At 68.0% G+C, this 25,387-nt stretch carries 25 protein-coding genes; 15 read left to right on the top strand and 10 right to left on the bottom strand.

Annotation, left to right across the window (positions count from 1 at the left end; all coding sequences use genetic code 11):
* Positions 1-367 precede the first annotated feature (367 nt).
* The 4 genes from AB2U09_RS11805 to AB2U09_RS11790 all read left to right on the top strand — a co-directional run bounded on the left by AB2U09_RS11805 (position 368) and on the right by AB2U09_RS11790 (position 2,684).
* Positions 368-595, top strand: coding sequence for a hypothetical protein (locus AB2U09_RS11805; protein ID WP_459192921.1), 228 nt, complete (start codon positions 368-370; stop codon positions 593-595).
* Between the two features lie 270 nt (positions 596-865).
* Positions 866-1,144, top strand: coding sequence for a hypothetical protein (locus AB2U09_RS11800; protein ID WP_459192920.1), 279 nt, complete (start codon positions 866-868; stop codon positions 1,142-1,144).
* Between the two features lie 129 nt (positions 1,145-1,273).
* Positions 1,274-1,597, top strand: a complete 324-nt coding sequence (locus tag AB2U09_RS11795) for a DUF5783 family protein (protein ID WP_459192919.1) — start codon at positions 1,274-1,276, stop codon at positions 1,595-1,597.
* 166 nt (positions 1,598-1,763) lie between these two features.
* On the top strand, positions 1,764-2,684 hold the full coding sequence (locus AB2U09_RS11790) for a metal-dependent hydrolase (protein WP_459192918.1): 921 nt from the start codon (positions 1,764-1,766) through the stop codon (positions 2,682-2,684).
* A gap of 81 nt (positions 2,685-2,765) precedes the next feature.
* Here the strand turns inward: AB2U09_RS11790 and AB2U09_RS11785 are convergent, their stop codons facing one another.
* From AB2U09_RS11785 to AB2U09_RS11775, 3 genes are all read right to left on the bottom strand, one after another.
* Entirely contained in the window at positions 2,766-3,224 is a 459-nt protein-coding gene (locus AB2U09_RS11785; protein WP_459192917.1) for a pyridoxamine 5'-phosphate oxidase family protein, read from the bottom strand.
* A gap of 45 nt (positions 3,225-3,269) precedes the next feature.
* Positions 3,270-3,881, bottom strand: a complete 612-nt coding sequence (locus AB2U09_RS11780; RefSeq protein WP_459193272.1) for a zinc metalloprotease — start codon at positions 3,879-3,881, stop codon at positions 3,270-3,272.
* Positions 3,882-3,970: 89 nt separating this feature from the next.
* Positions 3,971-5,776, bottom strand: a complete 1,806-nt coding sequence (locus AB2U09_RS11775) for a TraB/GumN family protein (protein WP_459192916.1) — start codon at positions 5,774-5,776, stop codon at positions 3,971-3,973.
* A gap of 216 nt (positions 5,777-5,992) precedes the next feature.
* Between AB2U09_RS11775 and AB2U09_RS11770 the strand changes: the two genes are divergently transcribed.
* The gene (locus AB2U09_RS11770; RefSeq protein ID WP_459192915.1) at positions 5,993-9,271 is read left to right on the top strand and encodes a methyl-accepting chemotaxis protein; all 3,279 of its coding nucleotides are present in this window, start codon (positions 5,993-5,995) and stop codon (positions 9,269-9,271) included.
* 119 nt (positions 9,272-9,390) lie between these two features.
* Here AB2U09_RS11770 and AB2U09_RS11765 read toward each other — a convergent pair whose 3' ends face one another.
* Both AB2U09_RS11765 and AB2U09_RS11760 read right to left on the bottom strand, forming a co-directional pair.
* A complete protein-coding gene (locus AB2U09_RS11765; protein WP_459192914.1) occupies positions 9,391-10,401 on the bottom strand; it encodes an AI-2E family transporter in 1,011 nt (336 codons plus the stop codon).
* A 298-nt stretch (positions 10,402-10,699) separates the two neighbouring features.
* A complete protein-coding gene (locus tag AB2U09_RS11760) occupies positions 10,700-11,443 on the bottom strand; it encodes a DNA polymerase sliding clamp (protein WP_459192913.1) in 744 nt (247 codons plus the stop codon).
* 185 nt (positions 11,444-11,628) lie between these two features.
* Here AB2U09_RS11760 and AB2U09_RS11755 point away from each other — a divergent pair, with 185 nt between their 5' ends.
* Positions 11,629-12,273 (top strand): hypothetical protein, encoded by a 645-nt coding sequence (locus AB2U09_RS11755; protein WP_459192912.1) that lies wholly within the window; start codon positions 11,629-11,631, stop codon positions 12,271-12,273.
* An 11-nt stretch (positions 12,274-12,284) separates the two neighbouring features.
* On the opposite strand, the gene AB2U09_RS11750 is transcribed toward AB2U09_RS11755, so the two are convergent.
* Positions 12,285-12,641, bottom strand: coding sequence for a hypothetical protein (locus AB2U09_RS11750; RefSeq protein WP_459192911.1), 357 nt, complete (start codon positions 12,639-12,641; stop codon positions 12,285-12,287).
* Positions 12,631-13,005 (bottom strand): winged helix-turn-helix domain-containing protein, encoded by a 375-nt coding sequence (locus tag AB2U09_RS11745; RefSeq protein WP_459192910.1) that lies wholly within the window; start codon positions 13,003-13,005, stop codon positions 12,631-12,633. The genes AB2U09_RS11750 and AB2U09_RS11745 overlap by 11 nt, the downstream gene beginning before the upstream one ends.
* 162 nt (positions 13,006-13,167) lie before the next feature.
* Between AB2U09_RS11745 and AB2U09_RS11740 the strand changes: the two genes are divergently transcribed.
* Entirely contained in the window at positions 13,168-13,953 is a 786-nt protein-coding gene (locus tag AB2U09_RS11740) for an RlmE family RNA methyltransferase (protein ID WP_459192909.1), read from the top strand.
* A gap of 12 nt (positions 13,954-13,965) precedes the next feature.
* On the opposite strand, the gene rio1 is transcribed toward AB2U09_RS11740, so the two are convergent.
* Positions 13,966-14,838 (bottom strand): serine/threonine-protein kinase Rio1, encoded by an 873-nt coding sequence (gene rio1, locus AB2U09_RS11735; protein WP_459192908.1) that lies wholly within the window; start codon positions 14,836-14,838, stop codon positions 13,966-13,968.
* Positions 14,839-14,907: 69 nt separating this feature from the next.
* On the bottom strand, positions 14,908-15,195 hold the full coding sequence (gene eif1A / locus AB2U09_RS11730) for a translation initiation factor eIF-1A (RefSeq protein WP_459192907.1): 288 nt from the start codon (positions 15,193-15,195) through the stop codon (positions 14,908-14,910).
* Between the two features lie 106 nt (positions 15,196-15,301).
* On the opposite strand from eif1A, the gene AB2U09_RS11725 reads away from it, so the two are divergent.
* The 6 genes from AB2U09_RS11725 to AB2U09_RS11700 all read left to right on the top strand — a co-directional run bounded on the left by AB2U09_RS11725 (position 15,302) and on the right by AB2U09_RS11700 (position 20,671).
* Entirely contained in the window at positions 15,302-16,522 is a 1,221-nt protein-coding gene (locus AB2U09_RS11725) for a GNAT family N-acetyltransferase (protein WP_459192906.1), read from the top strand.
* Positions 16,523-16,579: 57 nt separating this feature from the next.
* A complete protein-coding gene (locus tag AB2U09_RS11720; RefSeq protein WP_459192905.1) occupies positions 16,580-17,272 on the top strand; it encodes a DUF502 domain-containing protein in 693 nt (230 codons plus the stop codon).
* A 92-nt stretch (positions 17,273-17,364) separates the two neighbouring features.
* A complete protein-coding gene (locus AB2U09_RS11715; RefSeq protein ID WP_459192904.1) occupies positions 17,365-17,847 on the top strand; it encodes a peroxiredoxin family protein in 483 nt (160 codons plus the stop codon).
* A 64-nt stretch (positions 17,848-17,911) separates the two neighbouring features.
* Positions 17,912-18,688: an SDR family NAD(P)-dependent oxidoreductase gene (locus AB2U09_RS11710; protein WP_459192903.1), complete on the top strand. Its 777-nt coding sequence runs from the start codon at positions 17,912-17,914 to the stop codon at positions 18,686-18,688.
* A gap of 54 nt (positions 18,689-18,742) precedes the next feature.
* Positions 18,743-19,759, top strand: a complete 1,017-nt coding sequence (gene purM / locus AB2U09_RS11705) for a phosphoribosylformylglycinamidine cyclo-ligase (RefSeq protein WP_459192902.1) — start codon at positions 18,743-18,745, stop codon at positions 19,757-19,759.
* Positions 19,760-20,257: 498 nt separating this feature from the next.
* Positions 20,258-20,671: an SCP2 sterol-binding domain-containing protein gene (locus tag AB2U09_RS11700; RefSeq protein ID WP_459192901.1), complete on the top strand. Its 414-nt coding sequence runs from the start codon at positions 20,258-20,260 to the stop codon at positions 20,669-20,671.
* 532 nt (positions 20,672-21,203) lie between these two features.
* On the opposite strand, the gene engB is transcribed toward AB2U09_RS11700, so the two are convergent.
* Positions 21,204-21,821, bottom strand: a complete 618-nt coding sequence (gene engB / locus AB2U09_RS11695) for a GTP-binding protein EngB (RefSeq protein WP_459192900.1) — start codon at positions 21,819-21,821, stop codon at positions 21,204-21,206.
* 138 nt (positions 21,822-21,959) lie between these two features.
* On the opposite strand from engB, the gene AB2U09_RS11690 reads away from it, so the two are divergent.
* On the top strand, positions 21,960-23,687 hold the full coding sequence (locus AB2U09_RS11690; protein WP_459192899.1) for an LVIVD repeat-containing protein: 1,728 nt from the start codon (positions 21,960-21,962) through the stop codon (positions 23,685-23,687).
* A gap of 46 nt (positions 23,688-23,733) precedes the next feature.
* The gene (locus AB2U09_RS11685) at positions 23,734-25,383 is read left to right on the top strand and encodes an LVIVD repeat-containing protein (protein ID WP_459192898.1); all 1,650 of its coding nucleotides are present in this window, start codon (positions 23,734-23,736) and stop codon (positions 25,381-25,383) included.
* Positions 25,384-25,387 lie beyond the last annotated feature (4 nt).

The raw sequence follows: 25,387 nt of genomic DNA, 5'->3' as shown, positions 1-25,387 counted from the left end.
TCTCCACCGTGGGTCGTTCCCGGTCGCAGAGACTACGAAATCGGATCACAGCCCCAGATCCCTACCACCAGAGCGTCGGCGGAGAACCAGGGACCATTCGAACTGCCTCGATGGCAGTCTCTCTGTCGGGATGCGTCGATGGAGGCCGGTCACCCGTCCACTGCACTGGCCGCAGTAGTTCCCGCTCGTTCCGCCAGCGACCCCAGCATCCCCCGATGTCAGTCTGATTTCAATGCAAGGGTATCAGGAGTTTACTTCATCGCTGGATCTTCCGGACGGGCGAAGGCGGGTCGAACCCTGGGGTAGCGTGGTGGCCTACGCCCCTCGGCCGTGGCAACTATGAGGGTCGGCACCGAGCGATCCGTCGATGGCCGTCGAGCAGCGCGACGCGTTCGACCTGCTACTGGTCGCGCTAGCCGTGGTGCTCGTCGTCGGGCCGCCGATCTCGGCGTCGGACCCCGTTTCGAGGGTTGCCGCTGCCCTCGCCGCGGTCACGTCTCTCGATCCGATCGCGTACCTCGTCGTCCTCGGCGTCGCCGGAGTACTGTTCATGGCGTACGCGTTGCTGTACGTTCCGGCACAGAGCGGGCAGTGAACCGTTTCAGGGACTGAAGCGGTTAGCCCGTCACCGTCGCGATCATCCGTGGGGAATTTTCCTATTTCTGTAGTTCGACGGCTCTGAACCGGTGCTATCGCTCCCAGGGTTGGGTTGCGATTTGTACTCATAAACCACATACCGATATACCAAATGCGGCCAGTACCGGTGATCGGCGAGTTGCGACGACAGTGAATTCTTCGAGGTTCGACCGCCACGACCTACACGATGGCAAATATTTAAGAGCACACAGTCGACTGGGAGGAACGGATGACCACCGAACCGAAAGACGGACTGACCGACGACGGAACGCTGCTGTTCGGGGCGGGATTCGTCTTCGGGGTGATGGCGTCGCTGTTGTTGCTCGGCGTCGTGCTCGCAGTTATCGGAGCGAACGGCCAGTCGGTCCCCGTGACTGTCGGCGCGACAGTCGTCGCGGGCGTCGTCTTCGCGAGCATCGTCGGCGGAGGACTGTTCCTACTGGCGTTCCCGGAGAACCGGACGCTGATTCGGATCGACGCCGAGGACTTCGGCTTCGGGGGAAAGTAAGCGGACTCATCGGTCGTGGCGGGATCGATACGTCGCGGTGACTTGACGGCAGATTCGGCGCGGTAGAGTGCGTTCGTCGCCGGACCGAGACGGACGACTTTTTGTCGGTGCTCGTCGTCTGTCCGGGCAATGGCCGAATTCGATCCCGAGAAGTTCGAGGACAAGTACGCGAACTACTTCACCGAGCTACAGAAGGCCTACAAGCAGGCCTTCGAGACGATGAACGACCGCTACGACTCGGAGCTGATCCACGCCATCGACCAGCAGATCCTCGCCGAGAGCGAGCCCTTCTACGAGGGCGACGGCGAGTTCCGGATCGAACTCCCCGAGGACCCCACCGACCGCCTCTCGGGCGTGCTCGTCGTCGACGACGAGAAGGTCGAGACTATCCTCGACCGCTATGTCGACGAGATCGAGTCCGAGATCCGCTCGGTGTTCGGCCTCGACGACTGAGTTCCACGTTTCAACGGCGACTATCCGGTACAGATCACCGCTGGTGACGGCGCGGTCCCGCGGTGCGACCACTTCGATCCCCGTCGCTCGTCGCTCGGTCGCCGAGGTCGGGTATGCGAACCTCTCGCGCGAGACACTTATCTTCGGTCGCGGCGAAACGCGAGTGATGTTCGTCGGCCACGCCTGCTTCGCGTTCGCGGTCGCAGCCCTCGGCGCCCACCGTCTCGGGTGGTCCCGAGCGACCGCACTCCGCGTCGCGCTGCTGGCCGGCCTCTTCGCCACGCTCCCGGACGTCGACGTGGTCTACGGCCTCGCTGGACTCCTTGCGCCGTCCGCCGGGTCCGGCCCGATCCCCGTCGAATCCTTCTGGGACGCCGGCAACCAGGTCCACCGCGGCGTTACCCACGCGCTCCCCATCGCCGCGGTGACTTCCGTGGCGGTGGCTCTCGCCGCTCGTACCGACATTCGAGCGCGTGTTGTCGGCGGTGGGTTGCTGCTCGCGCTGATCCCCGGCGTGACCCTGATCAGCGGGCTGCTCGCCGGCGCGGTGACGACTGTGTTCGTCCTCGGCGCCGCCGCGCTCGTCGCCGTCGCCCGCCGTCGTGACCTGTCGCCGCGTACCCTCGGCACCGCGGCGCTCGTCGGCCTCGTGACCCACCCCTTCGGCGACCTGTTCACCGGCGAGCCGCCCGCGTTCCTCTATCCCTTCGACCTGACGCTCGTCGCCGAGCGGGTCGTCCTCTCGGCCGACCCGACGCTGCAGCTGCTGGGCGCGTTCGGAATCGAGCTCGCGACCGTCTGGCTGGCACTGGCCGCCTACTTCCGCATCTCCGGGGCGCGCCCGCACGCCCACGTCGACCGCCGCGCGGTGCTCGGCGTGGCCTACGCCGGCGCCGCGCTCGCGCTGCCCGCGCCCACGCTGGAGGTCTCCTATCACTTCGTCTTCAGCGTCCTCGCCGTCGGCGTCGTCGGCGTCTCGCCGCCGTCCTTCGAGCGGTTCCGGTCGTGGCGAGCCGCCGTGACCGCGCTCTCGGCCATCAGTCTCGCCGCCGTCGCCTACGCGATGGTGTACCTCTTCGTCGGGTGACCGGCTTTCGGGCCCGTTCGTCGGCAGTGTGCGGTGAACGGTCTGATCCCACCGCGACCAGTTCTGCGGCCGCGGGACGGTTCAGAAGATGTCGTACGACACCGACCCGACGGCGATACGGACGAGCGTGTTCTCGTCGATCCAGTCGTCGGGGTCGTCGGCGCCGTAGCGGCGGTTGATCCGCCGGTTGGCCTCGCGATTCTCTTCGTCATCCTCGATTACGGTGGCGGTCCCGCGGATGGTGGCCATCCACGAGGGGTGGCCGGCCTCGTCTACCTCGATCGAGAGGGCGACACGGGGATTCTTCCGGACGTTCGCCAGTTTCTGGCCGGTCGTCATCACTTCGATCACGCCGCCCTCGTGGGCCCCGCCGGAGGGTTCCGGCGGGCGGCCCTCCGCGTCGCGGGTCTCGGCGGCGGGTTCGTAGCGGAACCACACCGGGGCCGCGTGCGGCCGGCCGTCGGCACAGGTCGCGAGGTGCGCGACGACGGGGTCGCCGGTGAGCAGTTCCTCGGCCTCCTCGGGTACCGTCTGCGCCATGTCGAACGGTGGGCCGGGACGCGGAAGTCGTTATTGCCGGCCCGTTCAGAGCCCGAGGCCCAACAGGGCGAACAGCGCGAGCAGGACGCTCGGGACGGCGACGGCGACGTAGACCGGTTTGCTCCAGCGGATGACCTTCCGGCCGTCGAGCGGGCCGTAGGGGATCATGTTGAACCCGGCCAGCAGGAGGTTGATGCTCAGGCCGAGCCTCCCGAGATCAGTCAGTAGTCCGGGCCCGAACTGCCACAACGGAATGAAGACGGCCGCGAGACCGAGGTTCGTCACCGGGCCGGCGAGTGCGATGAGGCCGTTCTCCCGAGCGGTGATGCGCCCGCGGTGGACGACCGCGCCCGGTGCGGCGAACAGGAAGCCGGCAAACGCGGACATGATCGCGAGGAACAGCATGCCGTAGTCGGCCCGAAATGCGGCTACCTGCCCGAACCGGACGGCGACGACCTTGTGCGCGAGTTCGTGCAGCAGGAAGGCGACGCCAACGGTGGCGAGCGACATACCGAGCGCCAGCCCGAGCGCCGAGAGAACGATGTTGCCCCGGAGCAGCGCACCGGTGAGTGTAGGATCGATGAAGACGGTGAAGGCGACGCCGAGCGCGAGCCACGCCACCAGGAGGTCCCGGAGTTCGCGGCGGCTGAAGGAGATTCCCCCGCGGTTTCCGCGGGCCCCGGGGCCGCCTCGACCGGGACCGCCGCGGCCGCTCCGGTCGTCTCGACCGCCGGTCGAGGGGCGACTCACGTCAGCGTCCTCCAGACGATGTCCCAGCCGGTCTGGGCGCCGCGGAGCAGCTGGTCGCCGATCGCGGAGACGCCCCCGACGTCGGCTGAGATGAGCGGCAGGATGGCCGGGAAGACGACGAGGCTCGCGAGCATGCTCCCCACGTTGGTCAGGCCGGCGATGAGGATCAGCCGGAAGAGCGGCACCTCCCGCATCCGGGCGAAGATCTCGGCGATAGGCGACTCGTCGTCGTCGAGGATCTCGTTGAGGCGGGCGATGTCGCCGACGTTCACGTCGACGTAGCGCAGTTCGACGTAGCCGGCGAACCAGCCGGGGGCCAACAGCGGGTTGACGCTGGTCAGCCAGGCGACGGCTCCGCCAGCGAGCGCGCTCGGCCAGTGGGCGCCGGCGACCTTCGCCAGCCCGCCGGCGAGGATGCCGTTGACGAGGAACCACGCGACGAACAGTTCGAGCAGGAGCCCGTTGCTCGCCCCGCCGAGCGCCAGCAGGACGAAAAAGACCACGAAGCCGAGCGTGATGGCGTAGCCGATGGCCTTGTAGAGGTACGCGGTGAGTCCCGACCCCGAGGCTTCGCCGACGAGCGACTCCATCGGCGGGAGGCTCTCGGGGTCGTCGAGGTAGCGTTCGATCCCCTCGCGGTGGCCGGCACCGACGACGGCGACGACGCTGTAGCCGGCCTCGCGGAGCGCCACGAGGCGGTGGGCGATGAACGCGTCGCGCTCGTCGATGAGCGCCTCGGCGGCGCCCGGCGCGAACCGCCGGAACTCCTCCATCATCGCCGTCACCACGTCGGCGTCGGTCAGTTCATCGACGTCGAACTCCTCGATGTTCTCCTCCTCGGAGACGAACTGCGCGAGGATGACCCCGGCGAGTACCCCAAGTCCGACGCCCAGGAGCGCGCCGGCACCGACGCCTGCGCCGACCTGGAGGACGAACCCGCCGATCGAGGCGAGCCGGTCGACCGACAGCGAGAGCGGGCCGACGGCGAGGCCGCCGGTCGCGGCGATGGCGACACCAGCGACCGACCCGAGTCCGACGCCGGCGGCGACCCGCGTATACGTCGTGTTCGGTATCGGAAGTGCGTCGAGGACGCGCGCGAAGACTCCGTCGAACAGCGACCACAGCACCGCGCCGCCGACCGCGCCGGCGACGAGGCCGCCGACGAGCGCGACGACGTTCGGACCGAGGGCCGCGACGATGTCGGCGCTCGCGAACCCGAGCGTGCTCGCGGCGACCATGGCGACGGCGAAACCGGCGAACGCGCCCAGCGAGAGGCCTATCCCGGACCCGACGGCGATCGGCGAACCGATCGCCAGCGTCAGGGTGCCGAGCATGGAGAGCTTCCGCAGCGGGCTCAGCCGCGCCCAGAAGCGCTGGACGGTCATCTGGATGTCGCGGTCGACGAGCGCGACGCCGAGCCCGTGTTCCTCGGCCGTGTCGATAGCTGCCATCATGTCGGCGCCGGGGTCGACGCCGAGCTTCTTGCCCATCCGGGTCTGGACGTACGAGAGCATCCAGTAGGCGAGAAACTGGAAGACGGTGTTGCCCCGGAGCATGTCGCCGGGGTCGATGTCGTCGGGCGCCTCGCCCTTGAGCTGGCGGTATCGGCCCTCGTCGAGTTCGACGGCGACCACGTCCGGCTGGCGCTCGGCGATGGTCTGCTCGACTTCCTCGACGCTCTGCTCGGAGACGTGGGCGGTGCCGAGAACGTGGACCTCCCCTTCGCCGGCACCGCGAGAGGGCGGGAGCGACAGGTCCCCGTCGACGTCTCCCGGCCCGTCACCAGCGACGCGATCGGTCATTCACCCCCGCTACACGGGCGTCGGGTTTACCGTTGTCGGGACGGCGACGGCCCGAAGCGACCGCCGTCGGCGCCTCGGCGGTCCTCGCATTCAGCGCTCGTAATAGTATCATAGATAAATACAGACGGGGGAAACAGTTCGGTTATGCACCAGTCACGCTATCAGATTGCGTAATTTGCCGAGAACCCTTAAGTATACCAATTATCGTTTCCTGGTATGGATCTGAAGGTAAAGCTCATTGCACTATTCCTCGCGATTTCGTTGATCCCGCTGTCGACAGTGGGAGCGTTCGCGACGATGGGCATGAACGACCTGAGCCAGAACGCGCAGGAACAGAGTTCGGAACACCTGCGTGAGGAGATCACGGCGCAGTTGAATTTGACAGTCGACGCGAGACAGGACGGCATCCAGAACGAGATCGACAAGCGCTCGGTCGACGTCCGTGCGATGGGGGCGTCGGGGTCGGTGCAGAACTACCTCGCCGCGAGCAAGGGGAACATGGAACTGATCCAGAAGACGAGCGAGGATCAGGTCGGCCACGTGGCGCTGCAGATGCACGACAGCATCGAGAACGCGCGACGGGCCATCCTCGAGTCCGACTACGAAGGCCGCGCGTGGGAGGACCTCTCCGCGGAGGAAAAACGGGAGGTCAAGCAACGGGTCGAGGCCCAGATCGCCGGCACCGCCGACAGCGGCGTCACCGCGGACGGGACGATGTCGGACACGTTCCAGCCGGGGTACATCGGCGACACGGGGTACGCCTACGTCACCGACCTCGAATCGAACATCGTCGTCCACCACGACCTCGAAGAGGGGTACAACCTGAAGGAGGACGCCGGCGGGACGCTCCGCGTGTTCGACGACATCAAATCGGAGATCCAGAGTAACGAGGACATCCGCTCGGGCGACGAGTGGGGCGTCGCCGAGTACGACTGGGAGGACACCACCCAGGAGGGCAACCCGGTCGAGACGAAGTTCATCTCCTACACGTACTACGAACCGTTCGACTGGATCCTGGCGCCGAACGTCTACTACTACGAACTCCAGCAGACCGCGCTCGAAGACGCCAGAGAGCGGACCGCGACCTCCTTCGAGCGGAGTCTTCAGACCCAGACGATGACGATCAGCGGGAGCGAATCGCCCGTCTTCGAGGAGATCACGTTCGTCGACGGCGACGGGCAGGAGATCGTCCAGGCCCAGCGCGAGGGCGGACGGGTCGTCACCGAGCAAGCCAGCGGCGACTCCCACACCGACCAGGAGTGGTTCACGGAAGCGAAGATGATCGCCCCGGGGGAGACGTACTTCGGCGACGTTCGGTCCGTCGACGGCCACGAACAGATCGCCATCTCGACGCCGATATACGGTCAGGGCGACGGGTCGCTCAGCGGCGTCGTCGTGGCGCAGTTCAACTACTCGCTGATCTCGGAGATGACCAACGAGGTCACTGTCGGCGACAGCGGCTACCTCTACATCGTCGACGATGAGGGCAAGATCGTCAGCCACCCGGACCACTCGGTCGTCGCGTCCGAAACCGACGCCGCGGCCGGCGAGTACGGCGAGCAACTCGGCACCATCGTCTCCGAGAAGATGCTCTCGGGCCAGCGCGGGATGGCCGTACACACGAAGAACGTCGACGGCGAGAACGTCACTCGCTTCGTCCACTACGCGCCGATCAACTTCGGGAGCCAGCAGTTCACGCTCGTCGCGACGGTGTCCGAAAAAGACGTGACCGAGCCGATCACGGCGCTTGGCACGTCGCTCCAGAACAGGGCCGACGGGACGCGCAACTTCATGATCGGCCTGATCGCCGTCGCCGCCGTCGTCGTCGCCGGCGCCGGCTACGGCGCGGCCCGGTACATCTCCCGACCCATCGTCCAGATCAAGGAACGCGCCACCGCGATGTCGCAGGGGCGCTTCGAGGACGACGACACGGAGATCTCCGCGGGCGACGACGAGATCGGCGAGATGGTCGACGCCTTCGACGAGATGCAGGCGAACATGGACCGGCAGATCGAGCAGATCGAGGCGGTCGGCGAGGCGCTCCAGTCGGGCGACCTCGACGCCGAGGTCGAGACGGACCTGCCCGGCAAGTTCGGGGACATCATGACCTCGCTCGAAGCGGGGATGCGCGCGCTCGGCAAGAGCTTCGCGGAGATCAGCCGCGCCAGCGCGAACGTCAGCGCGGGCCAGCTCGACCAGGACGTCCAGACGGACCTGCCGGGTGACTACGGCGACGTGATGACCGAACTCGACGACGGGCTCGAACAGCTCTCCGAGAGCTTCGACCAGCTCGAGACCGTCAGCGCGGAGCTCCGCGACGGCCGCCTCGACCAGGACCTCGAGACGGACCTGCCCGGCGACTACGGCGACGTGCTGGACAACATCGACGAGGGGCTCGACGCCGTCGACGAGAGCGTCGCCCGCGTCCAGGCCATCGCCGAGGAAGTCAGGACCGCGAGCGGCGACGTGGCCGCGAGCACCGAGGAGATCGAGGCCGCGAGCGAAGACGTCGCCGACTCCGTCCAGGAGATCTCTCACGGCGCCGACCGACAGGCCGAGAACCTCGAGGAAGCGGCCGACGAGATGAACGAGATGTCCGCGACCGTCGAGGAGATCGCTTCCTCCTCGGCGGACGTGGCGCAGACGGCCCGGGAAGCCGCCGAGCAGGCCGGCGACGGCCGCGAACAGGCCGCCGAGGCCTCGGCGGAGATCCGCGAGATCGAAGACGAGACCGAACAGGCCGCCGAGCAGGTCACCGCCCTGCAGGCCGAGATGGACGAGATCAGCGAGATCGTCGGGATGATCAACGACATCGCCGAGCAGACGAACATGCTGGCGCTCAACGCGTCCATCGAGGCGGCCAACGCCGGCGAGGCCGGCGAAGGGTTCGCCGTCGTCGCCGACGAGATCAAGAGTCTCGCCGCCGAGGCCAGCGGGGCGACCGACGAGGTCGAAGAGCGGATCACGGAGATCCAGTCGACGACCGGCGAGACGGTCGAGGACATGGACAGCATGCGCGAACGCGTCGAGTCCGGCGTCGACACCATCGAGGACGCCATCGAGATGTTCGACGACATCGCCGAGGCGGTCGAGGCCGCCGAGAGCGGCGTCCGGGAGATCAGCGACGCCACCGACGACCAGGCCGCCTCGACCGAGGAGGTCGTCGCGATGGTCGACGAGGTGAGCACGGTCAGCGAGGAGACCGCCGCCGAGGCGACCAACGTCTCCTCGGCCTCCGAGGAGCAGGCCGCCTCGATCAACAGCGTCTCCCAGAACGTCCAGGACATGGCCGGCCTCGCCGCCGACCTGGAGGAACTGGTCGACGAGTTCGAGGTGTCCGACGCCGACGAGGTCGACGCGGGCAACGACGACGGCGGTTCCGGACCAGACGCCGTCGATTCCCTCTCCGACGCGGCGGACCTCGACGCGACGGACGGGACCAGCGACCTCCCCGCCAGCACCGACGGCGGGCACGACGCCCACGACGGTCGCTAAATCGCCGACTTCCCTCTCCTCTCTTTCCTTTCGCGCCGCTGTGTGGCCGTTTTCAGGTCGACGGTCGCTCGACCGGCGTGACTCGATCGGAGTCGTTCCGGGTCAGTGACGCGCTGGTGCTACGAGTCGGTGACGTACCGCTCGTCGAGCACGCGAACGAGCGTCTTGAACAGGCCGACGACGATGGGGCCGTAGAACAGGCCCATGGCGCCGAACGCGTAGACGCCGCCGAAGACGCCGACGAGGATCGTTCCCGAGTGCAGCGAGGACTCCCGGTCGACGACCCGCGCGCGCAGGTAGTCGTCGACGACGGCCACCGCAGTCAGCCCGTAGACGGCGAGAAACGCCGCGGCGAGCAGCCGGTTCTGCAGGCCGAGGTAGAGAACCGCCGGGCCGAGGACGCCGGCGACGCCGATCACCGGAAACAGCTCCAGGACCATCATCACGAACGACCAGAACACCACGTCCGGGAGGCCGACCACGAACAGCCCGACGCCCGCGACGGCGCCCTGGACGACCGCGACGAAGACGTGCCCCTTCAGGACCGCCCACGTCGTCCGGTGGGCCTCCTCGTGGAGTTCGTCGGCCACCTCCTCCTCGAGCGGGAGCCGCGTCTCGATCCACTCGACCAGCCGGTCGCCGTCGACGAGGAGGTAGTAGAGAACGAACAGGAAGAGCACGGCCCCCAGGAAGAGGTCGGTCGTGGTGCTGACGAGCATCGAGACGTCGCCGAACAGCAGTTCCGCGACTCGTCGGGGGACCGACTCGACGATAGAAGCCACCGGCACGTCGACTCCGAGAACGGCTTCGAGCCGGCGCTGTACCGTGTCGCTGGCGGGCATCCGATCGAGTACCGCCGAAACGTCCGTCAGGTCGGCCGGCGCCGTGACCGCCAGCAGCGACACCACGACGGCGACCCCGGCGAGCGCGACGGTGACCAGCCCGAAGGCGGCGATCTTCTCACCGACCCGCGGCGCCAGCCGCCGCTGAACGGGAGCCAGCAACACCGCGAGCAAAAGCGCCGCCAGCAGCGCCGTGAGGAACGGCCGGACGATCAGCAACAGTAGATAGGCAAACACCGCGAGCAGCGCGACGAAGAAGCCGACCCGGAGGGTCTCCGACCGGACCATCACGACCACCGGCCGCGGTCGGTCCGACGGTCGCGCGGCGTTCCCGACGGGACAGAGCAGCTACGGACTCGCACGTTCGTTCGGTGGAGTCCCGGCCCAAAGGGCCTTGATCCGGACTACTCCGGATCGGTTGCCGACTCCGTGCGAGGACACTGCGTCGACCGGTCCACCGGCGCACCGCTCGTCGTGATTCAATTCGAGGGCAGTCAGTTCGTACTCCGGGAATGGACGAAGTGATCCGGCGAACGGGCGGAACGAAAAGCGATCGAGCGGGTCGACGGCGAGCGCGGACGGTGGCCTATTCGCTCTGGATGCGCGGCGCGAGCATGAACGTGACCTGCCCCTCACCCTCGGCGATGTCGAAGTGCATCTTGACGGGGAACTCCTCGCCGAGTTCCATCCGCACCTCGGCGTCCTTCGGGATGGCCTTGTTCATGTCCTTCAGGTAATCGAGCGAGAACAGCGAGTGAGCCGTGCCGGCGGTCAGGTCGATGAGGTCCTCGCGCGTGAGTTCGAGGTGGACGTCGTCGGTGTCGCCCTCCGCGTCGACGTAGAAGTACTCGTCGGCCTCGTTGACGCCCAGCGCGATGTGGTCGGAGACCATGTCCGCGGCCGTGACGGCGCGGTCGATGTCCCGGCCCTCGATGACGATCTCGGCGGCCAGATCGAGATCGGGCAGATCCGGCTCCTGGCGGATGGAGTCGGGGTCGATGAGCGCCAGCGTGTACTCCAGGCCGTCGATGGCGATGTGGAGCTTGCGGGTCTCCTCGTCGAGTTCGAGGTGGACGAGCTGGTCGGCGTCGGCCATGCCGGCGATGTCCTCCAGCCGCGAGAGGTTGACGCCGATGACGCCGCCGTCGGTCTCGTAGGACTCGAAAGCCGATGCCGACAGCGAGAGGTCGACCATACCGACGTTGGCGGGATCGACAGCCCGGATCTCCAGTCCCTCCTCTTCGAGGTGGATCTTGCACTCGTCCACCAGCACGCTCACGGAATCCAGCGTCGTCCGGAGCGTGTCCGCGCTCACGATAGCGTTGAACATGTTGGCCGGAGCTATGCCCCCATCCGTTAAAAAGTCCCTTCTTTGCCCGCGAGCGGACGCGCGATTCGGGACACTCGGGGCGGAGACGGGCGGCCGCTCGACCGGCTGCGACGTGTTCGGCAGTCGCCGGTCAGCCTGCGAATGCACGCACGGGGGTTAGGCGATTCAGCGCCGAATTCCGGGACATGCCCCACCGATCTGAGCCGGACGAGAGAGCGGGGAGCGACGCGGGGGTGACGCGTCGGTCCGTGCTGGCCGGAAGCGCCGCGACGCTGGGTAGCGGAATCGCCGCAGCCCGAGGGCTCACGGCGGCAAGCGGCGTCGCCGCCGGACAGATCACCGAGGCCGCGGCGGTCCGCCAGCCCGAACGGTGGAGCGACGCCAACCTCGCCGGGTTCATGATACACGTCGGCAGCACGGCCCCGATCGATCAGGCCGACGCCGCCGACAACTGCGAGGTGCCCGCCAGCGACACGTGGCCGCCCGACGAACTGATCGCCTACGAGGTCCACCTCATCAACCGCAAGGACGACGCGATGTCCGAGGAGGAGACGACGATGTACATCGGCGGTCGCGCCGACGTGGCCCCGGGGAAGCTCTACATCATCAACCGCTTCAACCGCTGCGGGAACGGGTTCGTCGGCGCCACTATCGAACAGATCGGCCGCTCGGACATCGAAGTGACCGTCGACGGAGAAGACGCCACTGCGACCGGAGACGATGGCGGGTCGGGCGCCTTCGGGCCCGGGTTCGGCCTGCCGGCCGCCGTCGCCGGGCTGGTAGGCGGCGGTGCGCTCCTGCAGTGGTGCGACGACGACCAGGAGACCTGAAGTTCGTTCACTCACGCAACGCCCGCGTCGCCCGAGAGATACTCGACGCTTCTCCGCGCTATCTCCCGGGCGAACGTGTCCGTCACGTACCCCTGTGCGCTCACCACCGCATCGTGTTTGACCGTCGCCAGCACCCACGGCGAGCAGTAGGACGTTTTGTCGGGGTCGTTACCCACGACCCAGTCGTCGTCCTCCACCTCCACGTTTTCAGGGAGATCACTCAGCGTCAGCCCCGCGCAGATGTACTCTTCGCCGCCGTACGGGATGGTTTCGGCGGCTAGTACCAGCCACGGCCGGGGATCGCCCCCCGTGTTATACGGGTCGGGCGCCCAGAACACGTCCCCGCGCTCGAACGCGTCACCGCTCATCGCGGTGGTCGCGCGGGTCGACTGCGTGTTCTTGCCAGTCACCCATCCGTGGCGTCTCCTCCTCGCTCTCACGTGCGGCCAGTGTGGCGGCCGCGTGATCGGCGGCGGCGTCGACGCTCCGCTCGTGATCGCTGATCCGCCAGTATTTCCCGCGGTGATCGACGCGCCCCCGCTCGCGCAGTCGAACGAGGGTCGGGCCGACGGACCCGGGTTTGACGTCGGTCTCGTCCGCGATCTCGCTCTGCGTGAACGCCTTGTCGGGGTGATCCCGGAGGAATTCGAGGATCCGCGCCGCGTTCGTCCCCGGAGTCGGGCCGTCTTCGTCGCCTTCGATCGCTTCGAACCGATCCGCGCTGATGGGCATACACGGAGTAATGTACTACATTGTATTGAATGTATTGCGGCCCCATCTGCCGCCGCGTCACTCCGATGTACCTTTCCGGTTCGACGGCGTCTCTCCCGCTATGAACGCAGCTTCGCCGGCCGTCCCCGCGGGGGGTCGGCTCCCGAACACGGTGATCGCCTCATGAGCGGCAAAGACGAGTACTACAACAGGGCCAAACAGGAAGGGTATCGCGCCCGCTCGGCGTACAAGCTCCAGCAACTGGACCGGACCGCCGGGCTCTTCGGGTCGGGCAACACCGTCGTCGACCTCGGCGCCGCGCCGGGCGGGTGGCTGCAGGTCGCCGCCGAGGAAGTCGACGAGCACGGCACCGTCGTCGGCGTCGACCGCCAGCGCATCGACCCGCTGGAGGACCGCGACAACGTCGAGTACGTCCGCGGCGACATCACCGAGGAGTCGACCGTCGAGGAGATCGTCGACCGCGTCGGCGCCGACGGCGAGGAGCGCCCCGTCGACATCGTCCTCTCGGACATGGCGCCGAACATGACCGGCGACTACGACCTGGACCACGCCCGGTCGGTCCACCTCGCCCGGCAGGCTTTCGAAGTGGCCGACCAGGTACTCGCACCGGGCGGCGACCTCGCCGTGAAGGTCTTCGACGGGCGGGACGTGGACGACCTGGAGGCCGACATCGAGGAGACCTTCGAGTACGTCAGGCAGGTCCGCCCCGACGCCTCTCGAGACTCCTCCTCGGAGTTGTACCTCGTCGCGAAGGGGTATCTCACCGCGCCCGTCCGCGAAGGGGACACCCTCGAAGTCGAGATCGTCGACATCGGGAGCGGCGGCGACGGCGTCGCCAAGGTTGACGGCTACACGCTGTTCGTCTCGGGCGTCGAAGAGGGAGAGACGCTGGAAGTCCGCGTCGACGACGTCAAGCCGAACTTCGGGTTCGCCCAGCCCGTCGAGTAGCCCTCTCGCCGGTTAGAAATCGTCTGCTTCGTCCTCGTCGTCGCCCTGGTCGAGAATATACGCCTTCAGTTCGTCGGCGGTCACGTCGTGGCCCTGCCGGCCGAAGAAGGCGGCAATGTTCTCGCAGTCGCGGTCGAGGAACTCCTCGGCGTTGGGGTGGTGGACCGTCACCGCCTGCCCGAGGTCGATGACGTAGATCTCGTCGCCGTGGACGATGAGGTTGTACTCCGAGAGGTCGCCGTGGACGAGACCGGCCCCGTGGAGCCGCCGCATGTACTCGCGGACGACTTCGTAGGCGGTCTCGGGATTCTCCAGATTCACCTCGGAGAGGCGCTTGCCGCGCCCCTCGTCGGTGCCGAGATACTCCATCACGAGGACGTTGCGCTCGACGGCGATGGGTTCGGGGACGAGCACGCCGGCCTTTCGGGCGCGTTTCAGGTTGGCGAACTCCTTGCGGACCCACGCGAGGACGACCTTCTTCTTGTCCGACCCGATGCCCTGGAATCGCGGGTCGCCGTCGAGGTAGCCCCGCATGTCGGTGAAATCGGAGGCGTTGATGCGGTAGACCTTGACGGCGACCTCGGTGTCGTCGTCGCCCAGCGCGGTGTAGACGTTGGCTTCCTTGCCGGTGGAGATGGGGCCGCCGAAGGCGACGATGTAGTCGTCCTGGACGAGCTTGTAGAGGGCGGCGAAGGTCGCGTCGTCGAACACCGACGCCTCGACTTTGAACTGCTCGGTGTTCTTGATGCGCTCGCGGAACTCGTTGAACTCGCGGTCGCGCTGGCGAGCGATCTTGTCGGCTTCGGTGTCGTAGACGTCGACTTCTTCCCACTCGTCGCCGGGCGAGTCGGCCTCGTCGGTGTCGAGCAGTCGGTACTCCGCCATGGTCAGCGACTCCACCGAGCGCGCGAGGAGAAATAGTAGGCGCACTCGGCGGTGGTAAGATCCTCCATGCTACTCCTGGATGTGTCCCTCCTCGCGCAGCTGGTCGGCCTCCTGTTTCTCGTAGCGCCACGTGATGTCCCCCTTCTCGTCCTGCCAGTCCCACGGCTCGACGAGGACGACGTCGTCCTCGCGGATCCAGATGCGTTTCTGCATCTTGCCCGGGATGCGAGCCGTCCGCGTCGTCCCGTCCATGCACCGTACTTCCACCCGGTTCGCACCGAGCATCTCCGTGACGACTGCGAACACCTCGTCGTCCTCGGGCATCCGCAGGTCGGTCCGTCCCTCGTTGTCGCTCATACCCGTTGGTTGTCTCGGGAGACGTTTTAAGTTTTGCAGAATCGTGAAACCGGTCCCGGGAGCCGATGGGCGAAGGTATATCGGGTCGCGACTCCCGAGCGCACGTATGGCAGACGACGGAGCCGACGGCGTCGCGGTCCGGCCGCTCGCGGCCGAGCACTACGACGAGTTCCGCGCGATCACCGACTACGCCTTCCAGCCCGACGACGGACCGCAGGAGTACGACGACGAGCCCGAGCGCATCGCCGACCGCTACGGCGCGTTCGACGGTGACGACCTCGTGAGCGTGTGCGGCCACTACGACTTCCGGGCGAATCTCCGCGGCGAGTGGGTGCCACTGGCCGGGTTAGCCGCCGTCGCAACCCCGCCGGAACACCGCCGGGAGGGATACGTCGCCGCGCTCGTCGACGACGCGCTGGATCGCTGGCGCGACGAGTCCCCGCTGGCCGCGCTGTGGCCGTTCTCGCGGTCCTATTACGCGCAGTTCGGCTGGGCGACGGCCAACACGTCCACGAAGTACACCTGTCCGCCCGACCAGCTCGCGTTCGCCCGCGGCGCCGCCGAGGGGAAAGCGCGGCCGGTGAACCCCGACGAGTGGCGCGCGTTGCAGTCGGTCCACGAGGAGGCCGCCGCGGAGACGAGTCTGGCGCTCCGGCGGCGCTCGGAGCAGCTGTGGCGCGAGCGGATCCTCCACGAGGGGAGCGACGACCGGCGGTGGGCGTATCTCTGGGAGCGGGACGGCGAGCCACGCGGGTACGTGGTCTACACCTTCGAGGACCTGGGCGGGCCGCGACACATGAACAAGCAGCTGAAAGTCGCGGACGCGGCCGCCGTCGACCACGAGGCCCGGCTCGGCCTGCTCGGCTTGCTCGCCGACCACGACTCCCAGGCCAGCGAGGTCGTGGTCTCCTCGGACGCCCGGACGGACCTGCTGGATCTGGCTCCCGACCCCAGCGCGGTCGATTGCGAGACGCGAACCGGCCCGATGGTCCGGATCGTCGACGTGCCCGCGGCGCTGGAACGCTGTCCGTATCCCGACGGGGCAAACGCCGACCTCACGCTGCGAGTGACCGACGAGACCGCCCCGTGGAACGACGACATCTTCCGATTCACCGTCGCCGACGGTGACGTCGAGTGCGCGCCCGCAGACGAGGACGAGCCCGACGCGACCGTCGGCATCGGGACGCTCTCGCAACTCGTCGTCGGCTACCACGACGTCGCGGCGGCCCGACGAGTGGGCGACCTGTCGGTCGCGGAGGAGTCGATTGCGGACGCGATCGACGGGTTGTTCCCGCTGGCGACGCCGTACCTGCGGACGTTCTTCTGACCGGCTAGGGACCCCCTACCCGGCAAGGCACTTCCACGTTCGGTTCCAACTAGCGACATGTCCAGACCGGACGTCGACGACATCGCGCACGTCGCGGCAGAGGAGAGTCAGGCGGTCAGGCGCGACCTCAGACAGACGTTTCTCTCGGGGCTCGCGCTCACGATTCCCTTCTTCATCACGGTGATCGTGTTGCTGTGGGTCCTCGGGACGGTGTCGAGCGCGCTGACGCCGCTCGCGAACGCCATCGTCGCGCTCGGCCCCGGCGAGGAGATGAGCAGATGGCTCGTGGAACTGCTCGCCGCTGCGCTCGTGTTCGGCGTCATCTTCCTCGTCGGGTTCGCCGCCCAGCACGGCCCGGAGACGGCGATCGCCGACCGCTTCGACGTCCTCATGGAGGACCTGCCCGGCGTCGGCTCGATCTACACCAGCGTCGAGCGGATGAGCGACGTGCTGGTCGAGGGCGACACCGAGAGCTTCCGCGAGGTGAAGATCGTCGAGTTCCCCCGCGAGGACTGCTTCGCGCTCGCCTTCCTCACCGCCGATACGCCCCGCGAGATCGAGTCGGCTGCCGACGACGCCGACATGCAGACGGTCTTCGTCCCGATGGCGCCCAATCCCGTGATGGGCGGCCACCTCGTCAATCTGCCCGAAGAGCGCGTCTTCGACGTCGATCTGTCCGTCGAAGAGGGGATGCAGGCGATCATGACCACCGGGATGGCCATCGACGAGAACGTCGAGCACTCGGAGTGAGCGGCCGAATCCGGTACCGCACCGGGACGGTCCAGTGCGACCCGCACACTGCCGGCCGGCGACTTACGACGGTCGGGCCCCTCCTCTCAGTCATGAGCCTCGACGGCGAACAGGCGCCCGAGTTCGAACTCCCGAGCACGGCCGGCGACACCATCGCGCTCGCCGACGGACTGGAAGACGGGCCGGCGGTCGTCCTGATAAACCGCGGGTACTGGTGTTCCTTCTGCGCTGAACAGCTCCAGACGTTCAGCGAGATCGAGCGAGACCTGTGGTTCTACGACGACCTCAGCGTCTTGCCCGTCGTCCCCGACCCGCTGGTGAAGGTGACGCAGATGCGGGACCGCTACGACCTGTCGATCCAGTTGCTCGCCGATCCCGACGGCACGGTGGCCGACCGCTACAGCGGCACCGAGGAGACCGAACACGGCCTGACCGGGAAGGCCGCGACGTACGTGCTCGACGAGGACGGCACGGTCCGCTACGAGCAGGTCTCCGAGAACCCGGCCGACCGCACGTACGGCAACTGGGTCCGGAAGTTCGTCCGCAACGACTTCGAGCCGCCGTTCGAGGGGTGAGAGTGGTGGAACTCCCAGTGGGTCGAGCACCCAGTTTATCGCCCGCTGGCCCCTAGCGTGAGGGATGACAACGCTCGACACTGGCGACGTGGTCGTCGTCACGGGCGCGAACGAGGGCATCGGCTACCACCTCTCGCGGGCGCTGCTCGGCGACGGCTACCGAGTCGCCGGCCTCGACGTGAACCGGAACGGCCTCGACTCCCTCGCGGAAGTCGCGCCGGACCGCGCTCACGTCGCCGAGTGCGACGTGACCGAGGACGAGGACGTACAGGCGGCGGTTGACGCCGTCCTCGACCGGTGGGGTCGCATCGACGTCCTCGTAAACAACGCCGCGGTCTTCGACTTCGGGCTGTTCGCCGACCGGACGCTCGCGGACACGCGGCGGGAGTTCGAGGTGAACTTCTTCGGCTACCTCCGGACGATCCACGCCGTCCTGCCGCACATGCGCGCCCGGGGAACCGGCATCGTCCACAACGTCAGCTCCGGCGTCGCGAGCGTCGGCCACCCCGGGCTGTCGGGGTACACCGCGACGAAGGGGGCCATAGAGGCGCTCACCCGCACGCTCCGGGAGGAACTCCGCCACGAGGACGTCTGGTGTACGCTGCTGTATCCGCCGGCGACGCGAACCCGCTCGGCGGCCGCGCTGGAGTACCCCGACGCCGCGACCCAGGACCCTGCCGCGGTGGGCCGGAAACTCGCCCGGAAGATCGACTCGACCGGGCCGGTCATCTACGCCGACTGGCAGACGCGACTCGGGATGGCGCTCGTCGAGCGGGTCCCGTGGCTCGCCCGTCAGGGGACCGAGCGATTCCTCGGCCCCGACAGTGACCGCGCCGAGTGACGGCGCTCCACCCGAAACGGTGGCCTTTTGCTCGCGCTCCGCGGGGGATTCAACATGACCGACGGGGACGCGGCCGACGGAGCGGACGAGTCGACCGAGGACAGCGAGGAGGGACTGACCTACGCCGACGCGGGCGTCGACATCGCCGGACAGGAAGCGGCGACGGCAGCGCTCGTGGGCGCAACGGGCGACTTCGAGGGCGACTACGCCGGACTGCTCGACATCGGCGACCGCTACCTCGCGCTGGCGGCCGACGGCGTCGGGACCAAACTCCTCGTCGCCGAGGCGCTGGACGACTACTCGACCATCGGCATCGACTGCATCGCGATGAACGCCAACGACCTCGTCGCCGCGGGCGTCGATCCGGTCGCGTTCGTCGACTACCTCGCCGTCGAGGAACCCGACGACGCCACCGCCGAGGCCATCGGTGAGGGGCTGGACGAGGGCGCCGAGCGCGCCGGCGTCGCCCTCGTCGGCGGCGAGACCGCGGTGATGCCCGACGTGATCAAGGGCCTCGACATCGCCGGCACCTGCGCCGGCCTCGCGCCGAAAGACGCCATCTTCCCCGGCGAGGCCGAAGCGGGCGACGTGGTCGTCGGGTGGCCCTCCTCGGGCATTCACTCCAACGGCCTGACGCTGGCCCGCGAGGCCGTCACCCGCGAGCACGAGTACACCGACCCGTTCCCGCCGAACACCGAGCGCTCCATCGGCGAGGAACTCCTCGAACCCACGCGCATCTACAGCGACCTGCTCGGCCCGCTCCGCGAGGCCGACACCCACGCCGCCGCCCACGTCACCGGCGGCGGGTGGACGAACCTGACCCGCATGGGCGACTTCCGCTACGAGATTTCGGACCCGTTCGACGCCCAGCCCGTCTTCGCGTTCGTCCAGCAGGAGGGTGACGTGACCGACGAGGAGATGCACCGTACGTTCAACATGGGCACCGGTTTCGTCGCCGCGATGCCCGCCGAGGATGCCGAAGAAGTCGTCGAGGCGACCGACGACGGCCGGATCATCGGCCGCGTCGAGGACGGCGAGGAGTCCGTCGCGATCCGCGGGCTGGAGCTGTAACGGGCGCAGGACTCCTGGTTTTCTGGATGGCGCGCGCTGTCGCGAGTCTCGTCTCGCGACTGAGTCGCGCGAGGGATGACTGAGCGAGCACCGCGAGCGAAGGAATCGGTTGGGGAGGTGTGTGGCTGTCTGCGGTGTGGTTGCGGTCGCGGTCCTGGCGGACTGAAAGGGCGAGGCGGGCTCGCGTTCATGTAGTTGCCTGAGCGGGCACTATCCGCGCGGGCGGTGCCGAGAGCGCGGATATCCCGTTCAGCGACCGCGAGCGCGTCGAGGGCTTTCAACTCTCGACGTATCCTGCGGTAGCATCTCTAGCTAGCGAGGGGGTTCAATCCCCAGTAGTTCCAGTGGTTGCAACCACTGCTAGCGAACACACTGGAGTCCCACGCCACCCGCCCCGGTCTACAGACGAGGTATTTCGTCCCTATCAAACCGAGACGCCAGCGAGCACCACGACTAGAGCCGAAACGCCAAAGTCACCGACCGAGCCACTACTGGCAGATGACACCGACGTTGCCAGGGGAGGCCGACGAGTGGGCCGACCAGTTGCAAGCCAGACTCAACGACCGGGAGGCGTTCACGGAGGCGGCGGAGGGTTTCGACGCGACCTTCCGGTTCGACATCATGCCGGACGACCGCTACGACGGGAGTCAGATCACGCTGACGGTCGTGATCACCGACGGTGCCTGCGTGGCCGCTCGCGGGAGCGACCCGAACGCGGAGTATGACTTCGGACTGCGGGGTCCCTACGCCGCGTGGGTCGATCTGCTGGAAGACGAGATCGATATCACCGAGGCGGTGATGGGCGGCGCCTTCGAGTTCGAGGGGTCGACGATGCAGCTCATGAACCGGCGGGAAGCCGTCACGGAACTCGTCCGCGCGGCCCAGAATATCGACACCGAGTACGCGTTTTGATCGCCAGATCCCCCGGTAAGTTCGCTACGAGTAGCCGTAACCGCTATCGCAGGACTGAACAGGTGACGAAAGCCCTCGGCGCGCTCGCTCACTGGAGATGCTACCGCAGGAACTACTGAGGGTTGAACGCCCTCGACGGGCTCGCGGTCGCTGAGCGACATACCCTCGTTGCACTCGGGTAGGGGTCGCTCAAGCGACTGCATGAACGCGAGCCCGCCTCGCCCGTTCAGTCCACCAGGGACAGCACTGCCCCGCACAGCACCGCATCGGGCCACACGCCTCCCCAGCCGATTCGCTCGCTCCGCTCGCTCATCCCTCGCACGATGCCGTCGCGAGATGAAACTCGCGACTGCGTGCGCCACTGTGGTTTGGTCGGTCGCTGTGCTGTGAGTAGCATCCGGCGCCTCCGGCGCCGGTTCACCGAATTCGCGCTCTGCGCGAATTCGGCCTTTTTCACCCATGTTTTTGCGGACGGGGTTCCCCGCAGCGAGCCTTCGGCTCGCGAGGAAACCCCGTCCGGAAAAAGATGGTCTCAGAAGAACTGGAACAGGTCGTCCCGTTCCTGCTCGTGGAGGTGGTGGCGGACGGCCTCGGTCATGGGTTCGATGGAGCCGCGCTTGGCGGAGATTGGGGCGATGGTGTTCTGCCACTGTTTCCACGGGGTGGGGAGGCCGAGGCGCTCGCAGAGTTCGTTCAGCCGCTGGTCGCGGTCGTCGACCTTGTCCATCTTGTTGACGGCGACGACGACGGGGACGCCGACGTCGCGGAGGAAGTGGAACATCTCGACGTCGTAGGGGACCTCGTCGGGGCCGGAGTGGCGGTCGATGATGTCGACGGCGGCCTTGCCGTCGACGACGAGGACGCCGACGAGGATCTTCTCGGCGTTCGCCTCGATGTAGCGGACGATGTCGGTCTTGGTCTGCTCGCGGACCTCCTCGGGGACGCCTTCCATGAAGCCGAAGCCGGGGAGGTCGGTGAGCACGAAGTCGGGGCCGGCCCAGTCGTAGTGGTTGGGCGAACGGGTGACGCCCGGTCGCTGGCCGGTGTCGAAGGTGTGGCCGGTGAGCTCGCGCATGAGCGTGGACTTGCCGACGTTTGACCGGCCGACCAGCGCCACCTCCGCGCCGCGGTCCGGGCGTGTGTCGAACATGGCCGTCCGTACTGCACGGGTGTGGAAAAGCGACGCGCTCTCGGTCGCGAGGGGGCGGTCGACCAGAATGCCGGCGCGCTCGGTCGGATCTAGTCAAATCAGCAAAACTAAACGACCGCCGGACGGAGGTGTGGGCGCATGCGCCGCCGTGAATACCTCCGTTCCGCAGTCGGCGCTGCCGGCCTGGCAGGGATCGCAGGGAACGCCCTCACCGCCGCCGGCAGCGACGACGACGAATCGCCCTCCACCCAATCGACCACCGCGACCGCGACGACGTCGACGGCAGCCCCGGAGACGACCGCCGAGGGGAGCGACAGCGACGGGTTCTCGCCGCTCGCACACGTCGAAGTCGCCACGGACGGGACCAGCTACCAGACGACCGAGGCCGTCGCGGAGCCGTCCGGTCGGTACGTCTTCGCCTCGCGGCTCGACGGCTTCTACGTCGTCGACTGCGACGACCCGGAGAACCCCGAGATCGTCGGCGAGTACTCGGGGATCACGAGCCCGGACGGACGGGCCATCGAGCGGATCCTTGACCTGAAGTACAACCAGGGTCGGCTCATGCTCGCGACCGAGATGGGCAGCCAGTTCCAGGGGATCGCCCTGTACGACGTGCGCGACCCGACCGCTCCCGAGCCGCTCAAGACGTACGCGACGAGCTACGCCATCCACAACGCCGACCTCCACGGGGAGTACGCCTACCTGTCGACGGGGACGGCACTGGACATCGTCCACGTGGCGCCCGACGAGCCGGAGTCGGTCGCCAGGTGGTCGGTCACCGACTACGACGACACCTACGCGGAGGTCTCCCGGAGCCTCCGGAACCTCCACGACGTGTACGTCCAGAACGGGCGGGCCTACCTCGCAAACTGGGACGCCGGGACGTGGATCCTCGACGTCTCCGACCCCGAAAACCCCGAGCACGTCGGGCACGCGACCGATTACAGCGCCGAGCAGCTCGCCGACCTCGACCGCTCGAAGATCTCGGAGTACTCGATGGAGCCCGAGGGCAACGACCACTACGTCCAGCCGAGCGACGACGACGACCTGCTGGCGGTCGGCGGCGAGAGCTGGGACCTCGAGTACGACTCGATCGAGACCGACGAGCCCGACGAGGAGGACCTGGGCGGCCCGAGCGGCATCGTCCTCTGGGACATCTCGGACCCGGCCAATCCCGAATCGCTGTCGGAGATCGAACCGCCGATGCCCCCCGAAGACGAGACTGGCAACCGGCGCGGCGGCTACTACACCACCTCGCACAACTTCGAGATCGCCGGCGACTACCTCTACTCGTCGTGGTACCGCGGCGGGGTGAAGGTCCACGACATCTCCGACCCCGAGAACCCGGAGGAACTGGCCCACTGGGCGGACGGCGACGAGGCGAGTTTCTGGACCGCGCGCGTCGGCGTCCCCGGCGGGTACTTCTTCGGGACGAGCTACCAACACCCGACCGAGAACGGCGGCCCCGGCGGGTTCTACACCTTCCCGGATCCGACCGACAACGACGCGACCGTCACGCCCTCTGGCGACCCGGTCTTCGCCGGGACCGCAAGTGGGACGGCGACCGACACCGCGGCGACGGCGACCGACACCCCGACCGAATCGCCGACGGCGACGGCAACCGAGACGCCGACGGCTACGGCGACCGAGACGCCGACAGACACCGCGACCCCGACGGCGGGATCGACCGTCACCGAGACCCCGATGGCCGGCGGGACCGACCCCGGGACGGACGCCCCGACCGACGAGCCCAACGTCACCGCGACCGATACGAGCAGCGGTGACGGGGCCGGTCTGGGCGTCCTCTCCGGACTGACCGCGCTCGGCATCGGCGCCTGGCGACTGCGCGAAGCCGACGAGGAGTAACCCCGCGACCGGGAGACTCATGCCAGTCCGCCGCTAGGCGCGGCACGTGAACCGACGCCAGTTCCTCCAGGCGACCGCCGGGCTCGGCGTCCCGGCGCCCGCCGGCGCCCTGCTTCCCTTCAGCAGTGCGGCACACCCCGCCAACGCCGAGGCGACGAACGCGACGACGCCGACTGGGACGCCGACGCGAACGCCGACCGACGCGGCCGCGACGCCGACCTCCGGGTACGAACCGCTCGGGCGCGTCACGATCGAGGGCGCGACCGAGGCCGTCACGACGCCGGACGGCGAGACGGCGTTCGTCGCGACGCTCGACGGGTTCGCCGCCGTCGACCTTTCCGACCCCGCCGACCTCACCGTTCTCGCCGAGGAACGCGACATCTCCCCGCCCGGGTCCCCACAGGTCATGGAGGGGATCCAGGACGTGAAATACGACGACGAGCGCCTGCTCGTCGCCGCGCCGGCCAACTACAGCGACGACAGCTACCACGGGGTCGCGCTCTACGACGTGTCCGACCCGGCCAACCCCGAACTCTCTGGCGCCCACCAGACCGCCTACCCGATCCACAACTGCGACCTGTCCGGAGGGTACGCCTACCTCACCGGGAACAACCGCGAGGACAACCCGCTGGTCGTCGTCGACGTGACTCGCGACGAACCCGCGGAAGTCGCCCGCTGGTCGCTGTTCGACCGGGATTCGGTCTGGGAGTCGGTGCCCGTGGCGCTCCGGACGCTCCACGACGTGTTCGTCCACGGCGGTCGCGCGTATCTCGCCCACTGGGACGCAGGGACGTGGATCCTCGACGTTTCGGACCCCGAGAACCCCGAGTACGTCGGCCACGTCAGCCAGCACTCGCCCGAGGACTTGGCGGAACTGTCGGGGCTCGCGGTCGCCCGCGAGCGGAAGGAGCCGCCGGGCAACGACCACTACGCCGCGGTCGACCCCTCCGGCTCGCTGCTGGCCGTCGGCAGGGAGACCTGGAACTCCAACTTCGGGACGAGCGATACGACGCCCGACGCGGACGATCCGGGCGGCCCGAGCGGGATCGACCTCTACGACCTGTCGGACCCCGCGTCGCCGGCCCACCTGGCGACTATCGACCCGCCGCCGACGGCCGACCCGAACATCAACGGCGTGTGGACGACCGCGCACAACTTCGAGATCGCCGCCGGCCACCTCTACTCGTCGTGGTACCGCGGCGGTCTGGCGGTCCACGACCTCTCCGATCCCGAACGTCCCGAGCGGGTGCGGTACTTCCGGCGCGCCGACGAGGCGAGCTTCTGGACGGCGCAACTCGCCGCACCCGGCGAGGCGGTCGTCGCGTCGAGCTACGCCGGGACGCCGGGGCTGGACGCGCCGTCGCGGCTGTACACCTTCCCGGACGTCGAGCGGACGACGCCGACCGAGACGGCGAGTCCCACACCGACCGAGACGCCGACGGCTGATCGGACCGGAACTGCGACTGACGGTCCGGCCGAGACACCGACGAGGGAGCCGACCGGGACACCGACCGACCGCGCGACGCCGACCGGGGCCGGCCCCGGGACGTCATCTCCGACTGACGCAGTGGAAACCGGGGGCACCACCGACGGGGACGGCCCCGGTTTCGGCCCCGCCGCGGCGCTCGCGGGGCTCGGCATCGGGACGTGGCGGCTCCTCGGGAGAACCGGTGCAGCGGACGAACCGGACGACTGACCGG

Source organism: Halosimplex yunnanense (genome assembly GCF_054504345.1).
Note: the sequence above shows the minus strand (reverse complement) of the source record. Positions and strands in the feature narration are given on the sequence as shown.